This is a genomic window from Bacillus sp. FSL R5-0659, from assembly GCF_038008785.1.
In the GTDB taxonomy this organism is placed as follows: domain Bacteria; phylum Bacillota; class Bacilli; order Bacillales; family Bacillaceae; genus Bacillus; species Bacillus safensis.
Genome location: NZ_JBBOZU010000001.1, coordinates 2,703,001 through 2,719,061, shown reverse-complemented (window position 1 = coordinate 2,719,061; position 16,061 = coordinate 2,703,001). Strand labels below are relative to the sequence as shown.

General features: G+C 42.1%; 22 protein-coding genes. 21 read left to right on the top strand and 1 reads right to left on the bottom strand.

The window, feature by feature from the left end; genetic code table 11:
• Positions 1-21: 21 nt before the first annotated feature.
• Genes NSQ72_RS14060 through NSQ72_RS14025 form a run of 8 tightly spaced genes read left to right on the top strand, consistent with a single transcriptional unit; the run spans position 22 to position 4,643 of the window.
• The gene (locus NSQ72_RS14060; RefSeq protein WP_341084328.1) at positions 22-945 is read left to right on the top strand and encodes a phage major capsid protein; all 924 of its coding nucleotides are present in this window, start codon (positions 22-24) and stop codon (positions 943-945) included.
• 13 nt (positions 946-958) lie between these two features.
• Complete coding sequence (gene yqbG / locus NSQ72_RS14055) at positions 959-1,342, top strand: protein YqbG (RefSeq protein WP_039181000.1); 384 nt, start codon at positions 959-961, stop codon at positions 1,340-1,342.
• A complete protein-coding gene (locus NSQ72_RS14050) occupies positions 1,339-1,695 on the top strand; it encodes a YqbH/XkdH family protein (RefSeq protein ID WP_039180997.1) in 357 nt (118 codons plus the stop codon). Before yqbG ends, NSQ72_RS14050 begins: the two co-directional genes overlap by 4 nt.
• On the top strand, positions 1,692-2,189 hold the full coding sequence (locus NSQ72_RS14045; protein ID WP_341084326.1) for an HK97 gp10 family phage protein: 498 nt from the start codon (positions 1,692-1,694) through the stop codon (positions 2,187-2,189). Before NSQ72_RS14050 ends, NSQ72_RS14045 begins: the two co-directional genes overlap by 4 nt.
• A gap of 4 nt (positions 2,190-2,193) precedes the next feature.
• A complete protein-coding gene (locus NSQ72_RS14040) occupies positions 2,194-2,649 on the top strand; it encodes a phage tail terminator family protein (RefSeq protein WP_039180991.1) in 456 nt (151 codons plus the stop codon).
• Positions 2,636-2,848: a hypothetical protein gene (locus tag NSQ72_RS14035; RefSeq protein ID WP_039180988.1), complete on the top strand. Its 213-nt coding sequence runs from the start codon at positions 2,636-2,638 to the stop codon at positions 2,846-2,848. The genes NSQ72_RS14040 and NSQ72_RS14035 overlap by 14 nt, the downstream gene beginning before the upstream one ends.
• Before the next feature lie 3 nt (positions 2,849-2,851).
• The gene (locus NSQ72_RS14030) at positions 2,852-4,198 is read left to right on the top strand and encodes a phage tail sheath family protein (protein WP_039180985.1); all 1,347 of its coding nucleotides are present in this window, start codon (positions 2,852-2,854) and stop codon (positions 4,196-4,198) included.
• A gap of 1 nt (position 4,199) precedes the next feature.
• A complete protein-coding gene (locus tag NSQ72_RS14025) occupies positions 4,200-4,643 on the top strand; it encodes a phage tail tube protein (protein ID WP_024423257.1) in 444 nt (147 codons plus the stop codon).
• A 286-nt stretch (positions 4,644-4,929) separates the two neighbouring features.
• Here the strand turns inward: NSQ72_RS14025 and NSQ72_RS14020 are convergent, their stop codons facing one another.
• On the bottom strand, positions 4,930-4,986 hold the full coding sequence (locus NSQ72_RS14020; RefSeq protein ID WP_231730857.1) for a putative holin-like toxin: 57 nt from the start codon (positions 4,984-4,986) through the stop codon (positions 4,930-4,932).
• Between the two features lie 185 nt (positions 4,987-5,171).
• Between NSQ72_RS14020 and NSQ72_RS14015 the strand changes: the two genes are divergently transcribed.
• Genes NSQ72_RS14015 through NSQ72_RS13955 form a run of 13 tightly spaced genes read left to right on the top strand, consistent with a single transcriptional unit; the run spans position 5,172 to position 16,059 of the window.
• Entirely contained in the window at positions 5,172-5,612 is a 441-nt protein-coding gene (locus NSQ72_RS14015; RefSeq protein ID WP_012011040.1) for a phage tail assembly chaperone, read from the top strand.
• A gap of 41 nt (positions 5,613-5,653) precedes the next feature.
• Positions 5,654-5,791, top strand: a complete 138-nt coding sequence (locus NSQ72_RS14010) for a hypothetical protein (protein WP_095285871.1) — start codon at positions 5,654-5,656, stop codon at positions 5,789-5,791.
• On the top strand, positions 5,792-9,931 hold the full coding sequence (locus tag NSQ72_RS14005; protein WP_341084325.1) for a transglycosylase SLT domain-containing protein: 4,140 nt from the start codon (positions 5,792-5,794) through the stop codon (positions 9,929-9,931). It abuts the gene before it with no gap.
• Complete coding sequence (locus tag NSQ72_RS14000; protein ID WP_058838044.1) at positions 9,924-10,592, top strand: LysM peptidoglycan-binding domain-containing protein; 669 nt, start codon at positions 9,924-9,926, stop codon at positions 10,590-10,592. The genes NSQ72_RS14005 and NSQ72_RS14000 overlap by 8 nt, the downstream gene beginning before the upstream one ends.
• An 11-nt stretch (positions 10,593-10,603) precedes the next feature.
• A complete protein-coding gene (locus NSQ72_RS13995; protein ID WP_341084324.1) occupies positions 10,604-11,614 on the top strand; it encodes an XkdQ/YqbQ family protein in 1,011 nt (336 codons plus the stop codon).
• Positions 11,611-11,877 (top strand): DUF2577 family protein, encoded by a 267-nt coding sequence (locus NSQ72_RS13990; RefSeq protein ID WP_341084322.1) that lies wholly within the window; start codon positions 11,611-11,613, stop codon positions 11,875-11,877. The genes NSQ72_RS13995 and NSQ72_RS13990 overlap by 4 nt, the downstream gene beginning before the upstream one ends.
• Before the next feature lie 14 nt (positions 11,878-11,891).
• A complete protein-coding gene (locus NSQ72_RS13985) occupies positions 11,892-12,314 on the top strand; it encodes a DUF2634 domain-containing protein (RefSeq protein WP_024423252.1) in 423 nt (140 codons plus the stop codon).
• On the top strand, positions 12,307-13,356 hold the full coding sequence (locus NSQ72_RS13980; RefSeq protein ID WP_341084320.1) for a baseplate J/gp47 family protein: 1,050 nt from the start codon (positions 12,307-12,309) through the stop codon (positions 13,354-13,356). The genes NSQ72_RS13985 and NSQ72_RS13980 overlap by 8 nt, the downstream gene beginning before the upstream one ends.
• Positions 13,340-14,263, top strand: a complete 924-nt coding sequence (locus tag NSQ72_RS13975; RefSeq protein WP_341084318.1) for a YmfQ family protein — start codon at positions 13,340-13,342, stop codon at positions 14,261-14,263. Before NSQ72_RS13980 ends, NSQ72_RS13975 begins: the two co-directional genes overlap by 17 nt.
• Before the next feature lie 11 nt (positions 14,264-14,274).
• On the top strand, positions 14,275-14,658 hold the full coding sequence (locus NSQ72_RS13970; RefSeq protein ID WP_047203992.1) for a phage tail-collar fiber domain-containing protein: 384 nt from the start codon (positions 14,275-14,277) through the stop codon (positions 14,656-14,658).
• 15 nt (positions 14,659-14,673) lie between these two features.
• Positions 14,674-15,546, top strand: coding sequence for a hypothetical protein (locus NSQ72_RS13965; RefSeq protein ID WP_341084317.1), 873 nt, complete (start codon positions 14,674-14,676; stop codon positions 15,544-15,546).
• A gap of 10 nt (positions 15,547-15,556) precedes the next feature.
• Positions 15,557-15,886 carry an XkdW family protein gene (locus NSQ72_RS13960; RefSeq protein ID WP_144494261.1) on the top strand — a complete coding sequence of 110 codons (330 nt, stop codon included), beginning with the start codon at positions 15,557-15,559 and terminating at the stop codon, positions 15,884-15,886.
• Complete coding sequence (locus tag NSQ72_RS13955; RefSeq protein ID WP_073979164.1) at positions 15,883-16,059, top strand: phage portal protein; 177 nt, start codon at positions 15,883-15,885, stop codon at positions 16,057-16,059. The genes NSQ72_RS13960 and NSQ72_RS13955 overlap by 4 nt, the downstream gene beginning before the upstream one ends.
• Positions 16,060-16,061 lie beyond the last annotated feature (2 nt).

Here is a 16,061-nt window from a genome sequence, read left to right as displayed (position 1 = left end):
CCTAAATAAGGAGGAAACAGTGTGAGAAATCAAGAGTTGATTCGCAAGGCCGAAATGACACTTGCCAGCTTAAAAACCGGCGGTCTCATGAACGCAACCCAATCCAACACATTCATTAGAATGATGCAAAATACACCAACCGTTTTAAATGATGCACGTATCATTCCAATGGAAAGTGATTCACAAAAAATCGAAAAAATCGGCTTTGGCCAGCGTATTTTGCGCTCAGCAGAAGAAGGAAAAGCGCTTGATGCGAAAGACCGTGTTGTCCCAGCGACAAGCACTGTCCAGCTAAATGCGAAAGAGGTTATCGCAGAGATCCACATGACCTACGACAGCATTGAAAACAATATTGAGAAAGACGGCATTCAACAGACGATTATGCAAATGCTCGCTGAACGAGCAGCCGTTGACATTGAAGAGCTCATCGTCAATGGCGATACGACTTCAGCAGATCCATTTTTAGCTCAAATGGATGGCGTGAGAAAACAAGCAGTATCTCATATCGTAGATGCAAACGGAGCGGAAATTAGCCGCCAAATGTTTAAGCAAGCTTATAAAGCGATGCCGTCAAAATATTTACGCGTCCCTCAGGATTTCCGTTTCTACACATCCCCAAGCTTAGAAGTTGAGTGGAAGGATCAAGTAGCAAACCGTCAGACGGGCCTTGGAGATGCGGCCATTCAAGGCGGACTTTCTTCTGCATTCGGTGTGCCGGTCAAAGGTCTTGCCAATATGCAGCCATATGACGAAGCGGGAACAGACGTATCAGATATTTTGCTGACACATCCTAAAAATATTATCGTAGGTTTCTCTCGAAATATTCGAATTGAAGTAGAAAAAGATATTCGCAGCCGTAAATTTATTATTGTCCTCACAGCGAAGCTAGACAGCAAATTTGAGGAAGAGGATGCTGTAGCAAAAGTGATGAAAGTGAAAGAGTAGGTGACGGCAGACCATGATCATTTCTGCTGAAGAACTGCAGGCCTATTCTGTATTTGATCGTGTGAAAAATCGATCTGTAGAAAGACTGACAGCAGATATTATCGAAGCAGAAGCTGCGGTATTTCAGATCGTAGGTCACGATTTCTCAAGCGAAAAATATCAGCCTCTCCCTGAAAAAGCAAGAATCGCATTATTAAAAATGGCCCAATATTTTGCCATGCTGAATGATGACGAATCTATGATGAAAGGCTTTACGTCAGAGAAAATGGGCGATTATTCATATGCAAAGGCAGCTGATCAAGTGAAAGGCAGACCCTATGTATATGCCCTGCTTGTAGATTACATTGAACCAACATTGACTGCCGGCAGTGCCAAACTAAAGGTGAGATCATTATGAGCTATCAATCTCTATTAACAGATCGCTGTGATCTTTTTCACCTTGAACATAAGGAGTCTGCGCGCGGGAAATTTGGAATTCCAGCTGATGATTTACAAATGACACTTTCCTATCCCGATGCTCCCAGCCTGACCGATCTAGCTTGTTATGTCATAGAAAAGAACCAGTCACTTGTGCAAGAAGAGCCGAATACAGTCATTTATCAATCCTATCTTGTCCATTTTCCTTTAGGAAGTGATATTCGCTTGCATGACAAAATGGTGTGGAATGGCGTGTCACTCAAATTACAGCAGCCTAAAAAGGTGAAAAATCATCACATCGAAGTGATGGCAGTCAGGAAGGAAAATCTATGAAAATTGATGGACTTGGACGGCTGATTTCACAACTGCAGACAGCGTGTGATGGCGGCTTAAAGACAGAATACCAAGATTGGCTGGAGGACATGGGCCTACAGTTTTTAGACATCATTCAGGATGAATTAATCAAGGAGAATGCTGTTGATACAGGACGGCTTCTAAGATCCTTTACACTAGGCGAGAAGGAGAATCATTTTCTCATGTCAAAAGGCGGTCTCACACTTGAAGTGGGAACGCAGCTTGAATATGCCTCCTATGTCAATGACGGACATGCCACTTCTTCAAGTGGAGAGCGAAGATGGGTGTCTGGCAGATGGATTGGCAGCCGCTTTGAATATGATCCGAATGCAAGTACAGGAATGATGCTTGCCTCTCAATGGATTGATGGCAATGGCTACTGGGATCATGCTGTCATGCTCTATGAGCAAATGTTTGAACAGTCGCTGGATCGAAAGCTGCAAAGCTGGTTCGATCGACATTTTGGGAGGTGATGGAATGAATCAAGAAGTCGGGGCAATCATGCATTATATCTACACACACTTTCCTGTGACAATGTATGATCGTCTTTTGCCAGAACGCTTTCAAGTGCCATCTGTTTATGTGCCGCCTGTGACAGTGATCAGTGGTCCAGATACGGTTTCTACCTTTATGAAATCTTATTCGCTACAAGTGAAAGTCTTTCATATTGATACAGAAAAAGCACATGATGCGGCAGAAACAATCGTTGATGCATTGCTTGCTGATCGTCAAATCATTCAGATGATGAGTGAAGACGGAGAGGTGCTTGATGATTATGTCCGCATAAAAAGAGTGGAAACAAGAATGATAGATCAAGGCGTAGCAGCGATTGTCCTGACATGGGATAGCAGCTATTGGTACAACCGGGACAAACAGGCAAGCCTTGAAGATATCAACTTTTCAGATGGGGTGATCAAACGTGAGCAAGACTAAAAATGCACAGCCCGCTCAAACAGCCGGCGAAGAAAAAGAATTTGGCTTTTCATTTGAAGCCTTAAAGGAGCACAGCAAGGATCTTTTTGGGGTCAAACCAGAAATCCTTGAAGGCGCTCTTTTTTATATCAAAGATCAACCAATTACAAAAACAGAAGCAAAAAAGCACATTGATGCTTTTTTGTCCAAGGAGGTTTAAAGGATGAACGGAGGCACTTTTACACCAGGTACAGAGAAAAAGCGTCCTGGCATTTACTTTAATTTTAAAACAACAGCAGAGCAGCGAATTACTTTAGGTGACCGAGGTACGGTGGCACTTCCTCTTGTGATGAGCTGGGGAGAACCAAAAACCTTTATTTCCGTTTCAAATATGGAAGACTTAAATAAGAAGGTTGGACTTAACATTGATGATAAGTCACTTCTTCTTTTCCGTGAAGCAAAGAAAAAAGCGCAAACGGTCTTGCTTTACCGCTTAAATGAAGGGGAGCCGGCTAAAGCTGAAATTGCTGAAAACTTTGTGGTCACAGCAAATTATGGCGGCCTAAAAGGAAATGAGATCACAGTACAAGTGGCAGAAAATGTACTTGATAGCACAAAGCGCGATGTTATCACTTATCTGGGAACAGATATTGTGGACAAACAGGTTGTCACTGATGTCAAAGATCTTGTGAAAAACAAGTACGTTCAATTTTCTGGTGAAGGTGAAGCAGTCATCACAGCTGGTGTGGCACTAAGCGGCGGGAAAAACGGCGTGGCAAGTGTTGCAGATTATACAGCTTTCCTAGAAGCAGCAGAAACAGAATACTTCGATGTCATTGCCCTTCCAGTCGATAATAGTGAGCAATTAAAAGCAACCTTCGCTTCATTTATCGAGCGTTTACGTGATAAGCAAGGACGTAAGGTGCAAGGGGTTGTGGCTAATTACGCAGCTGACCAAGAAGGAATCATCAATGTGACAAGCGGTGTTGTACTCGAAGATGGAACAGAACTAACACCTGCTCAAACAACAGCATGGGTCGCAGGTGCAAGTGCCGGAGCAAACTTCAATCAGTCACTCACCTTTGTTGAATACGAAGGAGCAGTCGATACATTAGAACGCCTTGACAATGATCAAGTAGAATACCGATTATCACAAGGGGAGTTTATTTTCACCTTTGATGCGAGAGATCGTACTGTGAGTGTTGAAAAAGATATTAACTCTTTGACAAGCTTCACAGCTGAAAAGAACCAGCAAATGGCGAAAAACAAAATCATTCGTGTGCTTGATGCGATCAACAATGATTTAACTTTCGAATTAAAAAATCTGATTAAATTACGCAAAGCCAATGGCAATGACATTCCAGCATCAGATGATGGTGTGCAGCTTGTGAAAACACTGATTACCCAGTATCTCACACAGCTTCAAGATGGCAGCGGCATTACAGGCTTTAACTCAGAAACAGATATCGTGATCGGCCTCAATGAAGATCGTGATGGATTTATCATCGATTTAGCGGTTCAACCAGTAGATGCAGCAGAAAAATTCTATTTCAATGTGGAGGTGAAGTAAGATGGCTTTTAAAGCGCAAAATACAATTTCAGGTAAAGAAGGTCGTCTTTTCTTAGAAGGTGAGGAGCTTGCATTTATCAAAACCTTCGAAGCAAACGTGGAGAAAAACAAATCAGAAGTGAACGTCATGGGCCGCCGAATGACTGGTCATAAAACAACGGGAGCAAACGGAACAGGAACGGCAACCTTTTATAAAGTTACATCTCGTTTCGTTCAATTGATGCTCAATTACGTGAAAAAAGGAGAAGATCCATATTTCACTCTTCAAGCTGTCATTGACGATAAATCATCAGGCCGTGGCACTGAGCGTGTGACATTATTTGATGTCAACTTTGATTCAGCTAAAATCGCTGGATTGGATGTTGATTCAGAGGCGCTTGAAGAAGAAGTTCCTTTCACGTTTGAAGACTTTGATCTTCCTGAGAAGCTGAAGAATACTTTCTAAGAAAAGTGGAGGAAATCAGCTAATTAATTAGCAAATTAAAAACTGAATATGCTATAATGCAGTTGTAATACAGCCGTCTTTAAGCCGTCTAAATTTCGTCTGGCAGCGTCTTGTATTCGATTCATTAAAATATGTTTACATGCAAAGCTATTTGCATACAATAAAAAAGCCAGGATGCTCTAACATCCCGGCAATGTACAATGAGGCCCTCAAAGGGGCTGGCTAATCAATTTAGATAGTTTTTAGGATAGACTTCCCCTTCAACCGTCCAAAGCTCAAGGGGAGTCTATTTTTTGTTTATATACGTCAACAAAGTAAGGATAAACATCCCGAATAAAAACATGAGGGAAATCGCTTCAAATGTTGACATATGCATCACCCCCTTCCTATCGGGGATGAGCCAGACGCCCTTGAGCAAGCCATTCAATTGTACAATTAAAATTATACATGAAAAGATTGGAAAGCACATTCAAAAAATGGATGTGCTTTTTTGCATTCAAAAAAACATAACAAAGGGAGTTTTTAAACATGAGTGAAAAACAAACATTTGATCTTTCATTTTTTATGCCAGGACAAACAGTAGAAGCGGAAGAAGTCAAAGTACCGATTTCTAAGCGTTTTGTTGATAAAAAAGGGAATGTCATTCCTTTTGTCTTTAAAGCTATTACAACTGAACGTATTGATGAACTGGAAAAAGAAAACACAACCTTCAAAAATGTCAAAGGCAGAGGACGTGTAAAAGACTTAGACAGCCAGCGCTTCTACGCACGTATTGCAATTGAATCGACGATTTACCCAGATTTCCGTTCAAAGGAATTAAGAGAAGCCTACAGCACACAAGATCCAGTTGAAGTAGCAAAACGTGTCCTGTCAGTTGGCGGTGAATATGCGAACTGGTTAAACAAAGCGATCGAAATCAACGGATTCGAAGATGAAATTGAAGATTTAGAAGAAGCAGCAAAAAACTAATAAAAGATGGGGATAAAGAAGCCGTGTTTTTATATTACGCGATGCACGAACTTCACTACTCCCCATCTGAACTCCTTGATTTATACGAATCACCAAGACCATTCAAAGCATTCCTTTTCGGACTGATCAGCTACAAACTAGACATGTTAGAAAAAGAAGCAAAGAAAGGAGGTAAGTAAATGGCGAAACTTACAGCGCGATTTGAATTAGAAGACCGGGTGTCGAAAAAGCTATTACGCATTCAAAAACGGTTTCAAACGTTTGAGAAGCAGCTCAAACCATTTAGAAAACCGGTGAAAATAAGCCTAGAAATGGATGAAAAGAAGCTGAGAAATCTCACTTTATCACTCCGGAAAATTTCAGCTGTTTCCATGACGCTGGATCAGGGAATCTATCGTGATCTAAAATCATTAAAAAATCAGTTAAATATGTTACCGAATTATATGGTCATATCCATTCAAGCAAAGGGACTGGATGTCATTAAAACCAGCATAGATCGTTTGAGACAAGTGGGGACAAGTCCCATGATGATGACGTTTAAATTGAACGATCAATTATCAGGTAAAATATCATCAATCAAAAAATCAATCCTTCAGCTCATCAACAGAACGTACTATATGCGATTAAACATGGTTGACCAAGCCACCGCAGCAATTCAACGAATCAAAAAGACACTCAAAAGCTTGACGATGTCCAAACACGAAATCAGAGTGTCAGTTCAAGACAATGCAAAAAGTAAGCTGAAAAAACGAGATCAGGCAGAGTCTGTTGTGAAAGAAAAAACCATAAAAAAAGAGCCTGAGGCTGCTAGTCCATCAGCTAAAACGGATGAACCTAAACAGAGTTTGCTACAGAACTTTGCCAATAAAGGATTAAATGAAATTCAAAAATATGCAGGTGACGTTGCAGACAAAGTGAAGGAAAAATTGAGTCCTAGAAAGTTTTGGGATGAAAAAGCGCTTCCTTGGGTTGAAAATAAAATGGAAGAGTACAAACAAGATGTGGTCGGAAGAATTAAAGAGAAGATTAAATTTAATCCTGAAAAAAAACTAGATCAATGGGTGAAGACTGGATTAGATCGCCTCTTTGGTACAAGTGATCAATCAAGTGAAAATAGCAGTACCACTCCGGCACCAACAACAGCGCCAACAACAGCGCCAACAACAGCACCAACAACAGCTCCGACAACTGCACCAACATCAACACCATCTAATTCGGCTCCTAAAACGCAGCCTAAGCCGCGAGGTGGAAAAGGTTTGTTTCGCAGTAGTTGTTGCCCTTGTTGTGCAAGAGGTATAAGCAGCCGAGGATCTACTAAAGCGAGAAATGGCCGTTCACCGAGACGACCAACAAATCCAAATGCCACATCAAGAACCGAAATGAATAGAAGGCCTCCAAGTAAATTAGGGAAACTGAAAACAAATGCAGGTAAGTTATTTGGAAAAATCCCTAGTGGACTAAAGAAAGGTGCGGGTATCGCAGCTTCAGTTGGTGGCCTTACGGGTCTAATGAAAGGTGGCAAGGGGTTAAGTGGACTAGGGGATGCGGTGAAAAATATCGGTAAAGGGAGCGGTAAATTATTAAAGAAAGTACCTATTCTAGGTGGTTTACTTAGTGCAACAAATTTAATCGGTATGAAAAAAGAGAATGCTGGTGAAAAGATCGGTACGACTGGAGGTGGTATCGCCGGCGGGATGGCAGGTGCAGCAGCAGGTGCAGCTATTGGAAGCGTAGTTCCAGGAGTAGGTACAGCCATCGGCGGTCTTGTAGGCGGCATTGCTGGAAGTATGGGCGGCGAATCTATCGGTGAAACGATCGGAAAATGGTTTGATGGCGGCGGATTTGAAAAGATTGGCCAAAAAGCCATTGAAATCAAAGACCAAATTGTTGAAGTTTGGTCAACAGTTGCGACTTGGTTCACAGAAAATGTCTGGACACCATTAAGCAGCACGGTTGTCACAGTAGCATCATCCATCTGGTCGAGTTTAGTCAATGCCTGGACATGGATCCAAGAAACATTCAGTACAGTTGCAGGGTGGTTTATTGAAAACGTCTGGACACCGTTAAGCGGTACAGTCGTTACGGTAGCAACGACCATCTGGTCAAGCCTAGTCAATGCCTGGACGTGGATCCAAGAAACATTCAGTGCAGTAGCAGGGTGGTTTATCGAGAACGTTTGGACGCCGCTAAGCAGCACAGTCGTTACGGTAGCAACGACCATCTGGTCAAGCCTAGTCAATGCCTGGACATGGATTCAAGAAACATTCAGTGCAGTAGCAGGGTGGTTTATCGAGAACGTCTGGACGCCACTAAGCAGCACAGTTGTTACAGTCGCTACAGGGATTTGGACAGCATTATCAAATGCATGGAAAAAGATACAATCAATCTTTGGTGCTGTATCGACATGGTTTATGGAAAATGTGTGGAATCCACTTGTAGATACCGTAGGAACCATTAAAGATGGTATCGGGGAAAAGTTTGAAGAAGCGTATAAAGTCGTGACAGATATATGGGATGGGTTATCCAAATGGTTTGAGGACAACATTCAAAAGCCGATTGTAAAAGTAGCAGAAGCTATTGGTGATGGGTTTTCTAAAGCGTTTGGCTGGGTCAAAGATTTGTTTAATAAGGCTAGCGGTGGGGTTGATTTTGTATTGAAACAAGTCTTTGGAACCCCTGATAAAAAAGCCACAGGCGGCTATATCACCCAGCCAACCTTATCATGGGTTGGTGAAGCAGGTAACGAATTTATTATTCCAACTCAAAATAACCGAGGACGCGGAAAGATGCTGCTTGCTCAGGCCGCTTCTCATCTTGGAATGTCTGTTATGCCAAGTGGAGCAGCTGGAAATCAAGTATCAAGCTCTCCAGCTCCTACAGCAGTAGCTGCATCATCTTCTGTCGGTTCAATAGACGGATCGGTCTCGATGACTGGGGACATTCAGGCCTCTAGCATTGGCGAGCAATTTAATGACGATTTTGAACAAGGGTTAAATCGTAAAGTAATTTCCCTTGATCAATGGAAACAAAAGAATATTCAGCAGCCTTTTGGTCAATTGACATCAGACTCAGGAAAGTATGGTCAACAAACGGTTTCAGCCTTTGCAAATGGTCAGCAGATGACACCAACAGGTACAGCCAGCTTCTTGCAAAGTCGTGTAAAAACACCATACCAACAAGTAATGACAACATCACCAACTTGGGGCACTGGGACGGTGAGAGGTTTTGCAGCAGGTCAAAATGCTACATCAACTGGCACAAACTTATACGTAGATCAACATATCAAACAACCATTCCTGCAAGCAAAACAAGAATCACCAAGCTGGGGCTCAGGAATGATTGACGCCTTTAACAGCGGCATGCGTTCCAAAGGAAGCGAAGTCACGCAGGCGGCCAAAGAAATGGCGAAGAAAGTAGAGCAGGCGTTTAGAGAGGAATTAGACATTCACTCCCCTTCACGCGTCATGATGAGTCTTGGGAAATTTGCATCAATCGGTGTCGTCAAAGGGCTCGACTCAGTTGATGTGAAAAAATTTGCTGAGAATCAGGCTGGTTCATTAATTGGAGCCTTCAGCGGCATGGGAGCTTCAAATCTTAATGTGAAGCAATGGCTCATGGCGGCTATCATGGCAACTGGTACATCTATGAGCTGGCTTCCAGGTCTGATGACCATCGCGCAGAATGAGTCACATGGAGATCCGAGAGCGATCAACTTATGGGATTCCAATGCCAAAAAGGGAACACCTTCTAAAGGCTTAATGCAAACCATTGGAACGACGTTTAACGCCAATAAAGGCAAGGGCATGAATGACATTTGGAACCCAATTCATAATGCCGTAGCAGCCATTAACTACATTAAGGGCAGATATGGAACAGTCTTCAACACGCCGGGATTACGAAGTATGAGAAGAGGCGGTCCTTATAAAGGCTACGCAAATGGCGGACTGATTACTCAGGAGCAGGTTGCTAGAGTTGGTGAAGGAAACAAACGTGAATGGATTATTCCAGAAGAAAGAGGCATTCGAGGAAGGTATTTATTGACGCAGGCAGCCAAGGCGCTTGGGATGCAAGTATATGATCCATCAAATGCATCTGCTCCTTTACCAGAAGCACAGATGCAGCAAGTCACCTCAGCTCAGTCTGCTGGTAGTACAACATCGTCAGGTAATAAACAAATTACAATTCAATTCAATGGCGATCAGCATTTCCATAATGGACAAGATCAGCAATCGCTAGTCGAAAAAATTAAACAAATGCTTGTAGATGAACTGGAAGTAGAGCTTCATACAGGAACGAAGGGGGTCGTGATCGATGGGTAAATCAGTATATCAATTGTGGATTTCCCAAGGAAAGGACAAGTTGCGATTCCCTGTCCTTCCATCCGAACTCGAAATCACAAATAACGTACAAAATGAAACAGTGAAGGTTGCCTCTTTTGGAGAACTGACTTTTATTGACGTACCATCGGCTAAACAAGTATCATTCACCTCATTATTTCCTAAGAAATATTCGCCGATTGCTGAATATAAAGGCATTCCATCACCAGAGAATGCAATTGCGAAAATTGAACGAATGATGCGTTCTAAGAAATCCGTGCGATTGATTGTAACTGGGACAAAAATCAACATGACGTGCAGCATTGAAAGCTTCACCCACAAGGAAGGGTCATATGATATTGGAGATCGTGAATTTACGATCGAGTTAAAGGAATATAAAACTGCATCGCCTAGGAAAATCAAACGAAAGAAAAAAGCAAAACAAACGAAAAAGAAACGGCCTTCAAAAACACCACCAAAAATGTACACCGTCAAAAAAGGGGATACGCTATGGGCCATTTCTGGCAGGTTTTATGGCGACAGTACAAAATGGCGGCGTATTTGGAATGCAAATAAATTAGCGATGATTAAACGTAGCAGACGTAATATTAAGCAGCCGGGGCATTGGATTTTCCCTGGACAAAGGTTAAAAATACCACAATAGGGGGGCTGGCATTGATCGAGCTTTTTGCCATCAGAAGCGGCACCATGTATGAGCTTGTCACAGAGAGTGTGACACTTCAGGGGCAAAGGTATCAAGCCCCTCGCTCTATTCAAGCAAATATTATCACTAAACAAGGCAGTCAAACATATTACCGTGTCTCGGAAGGGGACACGGTTCTTTTTAAATGGAAAGGAAAAGAGCTTTTTAGAGGCATCGTTTTTTCCCGGACACCTGTTGAAGGGAAGATGACCTTTACCGCATACGATATGCTTCAATATTTGGTGAAAAACCAAGATGTCTATGTTTTTTCAAATCAAAGAGCAGATCAAATCTTAAGGCGGATTGGAGCTGACTTTCAAATTCCAATGACTTCTATCGCCAATACAGGACATGTCATCAAATCACTAGTCTTTAAAAATGATACGAGTTTGTATGACATGATATTGAAAGCATTGAAAGAAACGAAGCGGCAAACGGGAAGAAACTATCAAATCTATTCTGCTAAAGGCAAGATGGGGCTGAGAGCCTGGCCTGATCCAGAGGACGTATGGGTCATTGAATCAGGTGTCAATCTCATCAGCTATCAATACAACACCTCGATTGAAGAGACAGCCACTCGTGTTAAGATGCGTACGTCTGCTGATGAACAGGGGAAAAATAAGAAAAAAGGCAGTAAATCAGAGATTGTTGTGGTCGAACAGGATAAAGCCGGTCAGAATAAATACGGTATTTTACAGCATGTTGAGACAGTCACGGGGCAAATTAACCAGCCGCAGCTGCAAAAGAGAGCCAAAGTACGGCTGGCAGAGAAAAAAGGCGTCAAACAAGAAGTCAAAAGCATCCAAGCGCTAGGAATTCCTGAGCTGCAAAGCGGTCTCCCAATCTATTTGAAAATTCCTGAAATCAACGTAAAAAAAACTTACTGGATCGATCAAGACAAACATGAATTCAGTGGGGTGAAACACACCATGACAATTGATGTTGTTGAGAAAAATTCAATGCCAAAGGGTGATCAAGCGTGAGATTAAGTGAAGCGATTAAACGATTGGCAGTGAATGCAGTAGACGCGGAATCTCCAATCGAACTTGTCATTGGAGAAGTCACGGCGGTTTCCCCGCTGAGCATCCGATTAAATGAAAATCATAAGCTGACCATTCCAGAAGAATTACTGATTTGGCCGAAGCGCTTAAATAAGGGTGAGGATGATGAGCTGAAAAGAGGAGACAGTATTATGGTGCTTGCAATGGCAGGAGGGCAGTCCTTTTACATCATCGACAAATTGTAAAGGAGGTGATGAACGTGGCACTTTCACCAGAGGAAGAAATCGAGGAAATAGAAGAAGACGAAGAGGTCGAAACCTCGACGACGTATCGAATAGATTTTGAAACTGGCAGACTGACAGGCGAAACCATTTCAGGTATTGAAGCAATCCGGCAATTTATTTATATGACACTTAGGACAGAGCGATATGCACATCCTATCTACAGCCACGACATTGGCACAGAAATTCAGGAGCTGTTGACGGATACAGAAGCCACGGATGAATACAAAGAAATGGAGATTCCAAGGCTGCTAGAGGAGGCACTGCTCGTTGACGAGCGGATTGATCATATTGAAGAGTTAGAGGTCACAAAGCAAAATGACTCGTTTCATGTCAAATTAGCTATTGTCACAGATGAGGGAACATTAGAAATAGAGGAGGTGATGGAGGGCGATGTTTGAGGAACAGACGTACGAAGCATTAATGGAAAGAATGCTGGACAGACTGCCAGATGATATAGATAAAAGAGAAAACAGCGTGATTTGGAATGCCTTGGCACCTGCTGCTGCTGAACTGGCCCAATCCTATATTTGGCTTGATCAAGTGTTTGAGCTGGTCTTTGCAGATACAGCACAAGGAGAGTTTCTAGATCGGCGGGCTGCTGAAGTAGGAATTGAAAGAAAACCAGCCACTAAAGCGGTTTGGTCAGCGGCCATTCAGCCAGAGAATATCAACATTCCAGCTGGCTCACGTTTTTTTATTGAAGACGTTTATTTCCAATATTCGAAGGATGGCACGCTAGAATGCGAGACACCTGGTAAAGCAGGCAATGTTCAATTAACAGATCAGCCGCTGCTGTCACTTGATACAATTCCAGGACTTGAATCGATTACGATGAAAGAACTGGTAATACCTGGTCAAGAGGAGGAAGATGACGCTTCATTATACGATCGATATTTAATACGTGCGAGGCGAGAGGCTGTCAGTGCCAACAGGGCACATTATAAAAAATGGGCTGAGGAAGTAGCCGGTGTTGGCAGAGCGAAAGTGTTCCCGCTTTGGAACGGAGAAGGGACGGTCAAAATCGTCATCACAGATGGCAATCTAGATGTTGCATCAGACCTTCTTGTCAAAAGGGTACAGGAATATATCGACCCAGTGCCAGGTGAAGGAGAAGGACAAGCGCCTATCGGTTCAAAAGCAACCGTTGAAAGCGCCAAATGGCTGGATATCGACATAGAAGTGACTGTCGAACTTCAAATGGACTGGACCCTTGAAGGAGCTCAGAAAGAAATAGAAGAAAAGGTCAAGACGTTGTTGAAATCAATCGCATTTGAAAAGAGTACCATTCGAATGTCCGCCTTAAATGATATTCTGTATCATTCAGAAAGTGTGTCAGATTATGCAGATGTGTTATTGAATGGCGAGTCGAAAAACTTAGTATTACAGGACATTGAAATTCCGCGTCTTAGGCAGGTGAAGGTTATTGAGCAAACAGGATGAAATGAAAAACTATTTGCCGCCATATTTTACAGAAATTTATGAAGTGGATCACCTGCTCAAGACAGAGGCACCGGAATTTGAGCAATTGGACGAATCCATTTTCGATTTAACGGATCAGTTCTTTCCTTTAACAGCGACATGGGGATTGAATAGATGGGAAAGGATGCTGAAGGTGCAGCGGGAATCAGATGATTCAATTGAACTGCGCAGGGCACGCTTACTCAATATGATGTCAAATATTCCGCCAATCACGTATCTTTCATTAGAGAAATCAGTGAATCGCTTTCTCAAAAATCCAAGTGCTGTCATCCGTCTCACAACCAATCGTTATCACTTCGCCTTACGTGTGAACCTTGATGATCTGCAAAACACGAGATATATTGTAGAAATTCTTGAAACGTTAAAGCCTGCTCACTTGGCTTATACGTTCACGGCTTTTCATCATACCGACGTACATGAAAAAAATGATCATCACGTGAGGCTCACACTGCGAAGCAAGGTGGGTTTTTTCGATCATATCCCGATTTTACTCAATGGTGAATTTGTCTTAAATGGTACGTTTTATCTCAGTGGAACACGAGGTACAACGGATGTGCCTGCTCGTTTTCGGCATTCATTAAACATGAGAATGCGGCTTCAACATCAGTCGGAAACAGCACAGCGCATGAACTATGTCATGACTGGAGCGGTACATGAAACGAAGCAAGGAGCGGCATTGACTTTACGCACAAAAAATCATCTTCAGCATCAAACCAAAAAGAAGATGACATTCCGTCTGCCAGTACATGTCCAAACTGAGCAGGGTGGAAGCTTACTAATCAAGGACCATTACTGGATTCTTGATGGATCTGTTCCGCTGGACGGATCAAAAATGCTCGCAGCAACTTCTAAAAAAATAGAGCTATAAGGAGGATCACAATGGCTGATCAATTAACCGTAACAACACTGTATGCACGTCAACAAATGGCAAAGGCAAGAGCAGAAGGAACAAAACTCACAAAAGTCGTCAAAATGGCATTTGGAAATGGGGGAACGAAGGATGGAAAACCGATCTCTCTCGATGGTACCGAACAAGCACTTAAAAAGGAACTGGTCCAAAAAAATATTGATTCATTTACCTTCATGGAACCAGCAAAAATTCGCTACACCTGCACGATCGCCGAAGGAGAACTGGCAGGAGAAGTGATCAACGAACTAGCACTTGTCGACGAAGACGGCAAATTCACCGCTATCCGCACCATGACAGACAAACAAAAAGACGGCGACATCGAATTCGTTTTTGAGATTGATGATATTTATTAATGGAGGGGAAATGAAGTGGACATAAAATCACCTTTACCGTTTGAAACCACTGACAAAGCCCATGCCAACTTGTTTAACCAGATGGTCGACACACTTGTAGAGAATGATCATGCACTCAGTAGACAGATAGAAGGAATCACAAATGAAAGTTTGCTCATCTTAACAGGTGATCAAGCCATTCAAGATGCATCAGTCAGCGGTGAGCAATATCCAAATGGGATTACGTTCATGGCTATAGCCAATGATACCGGATATCCTACAAAATTAGGTCTTGTGAAGAACGAAAAAATGAATGAGTATCGTTTTGTACAATATTTTTATGGCAACGGTAATGAAACAAATAGTTATTTTACTAGTACTGGTATTTGGTTTAGACAATGGTATATCGCTTCTGGGTGGACTGAGTGGCACAAAATCTCTGGTTTTCTTCATACGAACATTGGTACAACTGGGAAGCAGCTGCTTAATAATGCTGAGCGACAAAAAATCCTTTTTAATCGAAAAATCAAAGATAGTCACAATAATTTTGATATAAAAAATAGTCGTTTTATTTGTCCGGAAAACGGAATGTACCTAGTAAACGCTGGAGTTTATATTGAGACGTTTCAAATGTATGCAAATTTTGAGCTGTCTATCTTTTTAAATGGTAAAAATTATAAAAATATATCTCATTATAGACATCTCCCTGCCACACCCTCTGAAACAGCAAAACTTGATATAGGTTTATATGGAGCTGCGAATGTTCCAGCGAATAAAGGAGATTACATTGAAATCTACATGTATATAGGCTATGCGGGAAATTCCGATCGTTATATATCTGATAATTCAGGTTGGTACAACTATTTCGATATTACAGAATTGGGTGGCCGCAATTTCCCGAGAGTGTAGGAGGGTTCTGATGATTTTATATGAAGCCATTAAGTATAAATACCCTAGTGCGGACCCGCAAAAGGATTTTGAACTAAGAAATGACGGCGACGGTTCGTATATAAATGAGTGGTATCTAGATGTGCCAAAGCCAACGGTAGAAGAGTTGAAAAAATGGTGGGAGGAATCTCAAACCAATCCGAGGTATCAACCCCCTCTTCCACTAGATTATCTAGCGCAAGAAGTAGCAAAAGAAAAGTTGATGAGGAAACAACTTGAACACAAATGTGATCTTCTAACAAACGAACTAAAAGCGCTAAAAAATGAGATCCTTTTCAGTAAAGGAGAGGGTGAAACATGAATTATTGGGTCATGGCATTATATTTCCAATGGGTGACACCTGAATTGGTCAAAGAAGCAGTTGAATTAGGTGATTGTTCTATGGAAGATCTAAATGCAGGATATGAGCAAAGGATGCTCACTTTAGAGCAGCTGAAAGAAATAGAACCAAGCATAGATTTGAAAGGAGAATGATC

What these genes read in the sequence shown, in the direction of transcription:
- NSQ72_RS14025 (WP_024423257.1), top strand. Translation starts at nt 4,200, where the DNA reads ATGGCTTTTAAAGCGCAAAATACAATTTCAGGTAAAGAAGGTCGTCTT.
- NSQ72_RS14010 (WP_095285871.1), top strand. Translation starts at nt 5,654, where the DNA reads ATGCACGAACTTCACTACTCCCCATCTGAACTCCTTGATTTATACGAA.
- NSQ72_RS14005 (WP_341084325.1), top strand. Translation starts at nt 5,792, where the DNA reads ATGGCGAAACTTACAGCGCGATTTGAATTAGAAGACCGGGTGTCGAAA.
- NSQ72_RS13970 (WP_047203992.1), top strand. Translation starts at nt 14,275, where the DNA reads ATGGCTGATCAATTAACCGTAACAACACTGTATGCACGTCAACAAATG.
- NSQ72_RS14000 (WP_058838044.1), top strand. Translation starts at nt 9,924, where the DNA reads ATGGGTAAATCAGTATATCAATTGTGGATTTCCCAAGGAAAGGACAAG.
- NSQ72_RS14030 (WP_039180985.1), top strand. Translation starts at nt 2,852, where the DNA reads ATGAACGGAGGCACTTTTACACCAGGTACAGAGAAAAAGCGTCCTGGC.
- yqbG (WP_039181000.1), top strand. Translation starts at nt 959, where the DNA reads ATGATCATTTCTGCTGAAGAACTGCAGGCCTATTCTGTATTTGATCGT.
- NSQ72_RS14045 (WP_341084326.1), top strand. Translation starts at nt 1,692, where the DNA reads ATGAAAATTGATGGACTTGGACGGCTGATTTCACAACTGCAGACAGCG.
- NSQ72_RS14040 (WP_039180991.1), top strand. Translation starts at nt 2,194, where the DNA reads ATGAATCAAGAAGTCGGGGCAATCATGCATTATATCTACACACACTTT.
- NSQ72_RS13980 (WP_341084320.1), top strand. Translation starts at nt 12,307, where the DNA reads ATGTTTGAGGAACAGACGTACGAAGCATTAATGGAAAGAATGCTGGAC.
- NSQ72_RS13960 (WP_144494261.1), top strand. Translation starts at nt 15,557, where the DNA reads ATGATTTTATATGAAGCCATTAAGTATAAATACCCTAGTGCGGACCCG.
- NSQ72_RS13955 (WP_073979164.1), top strand. Translation starts at nt 15,883, where the DNA reads ATGAATTATTGGGTCATGGCATTATATTTCCAATGGGTGACACCTGAA.
- NSQ72_RS14050 (WP_039180997.1), top strand. Translation starts at nt 1,339, where the DNA reads ATGAGCTATCAATCTCTATTAACAGATCGCTGTGATCTTTTTCACCTT.
- NSQ72_RS14015 (WP_012011040.1), top strand. Translation starts at nt 5,172, where the DNA reads ATGAGTGAAAAACAAACATTTGATCTTTCATTTTTTATGCCAGGACAA.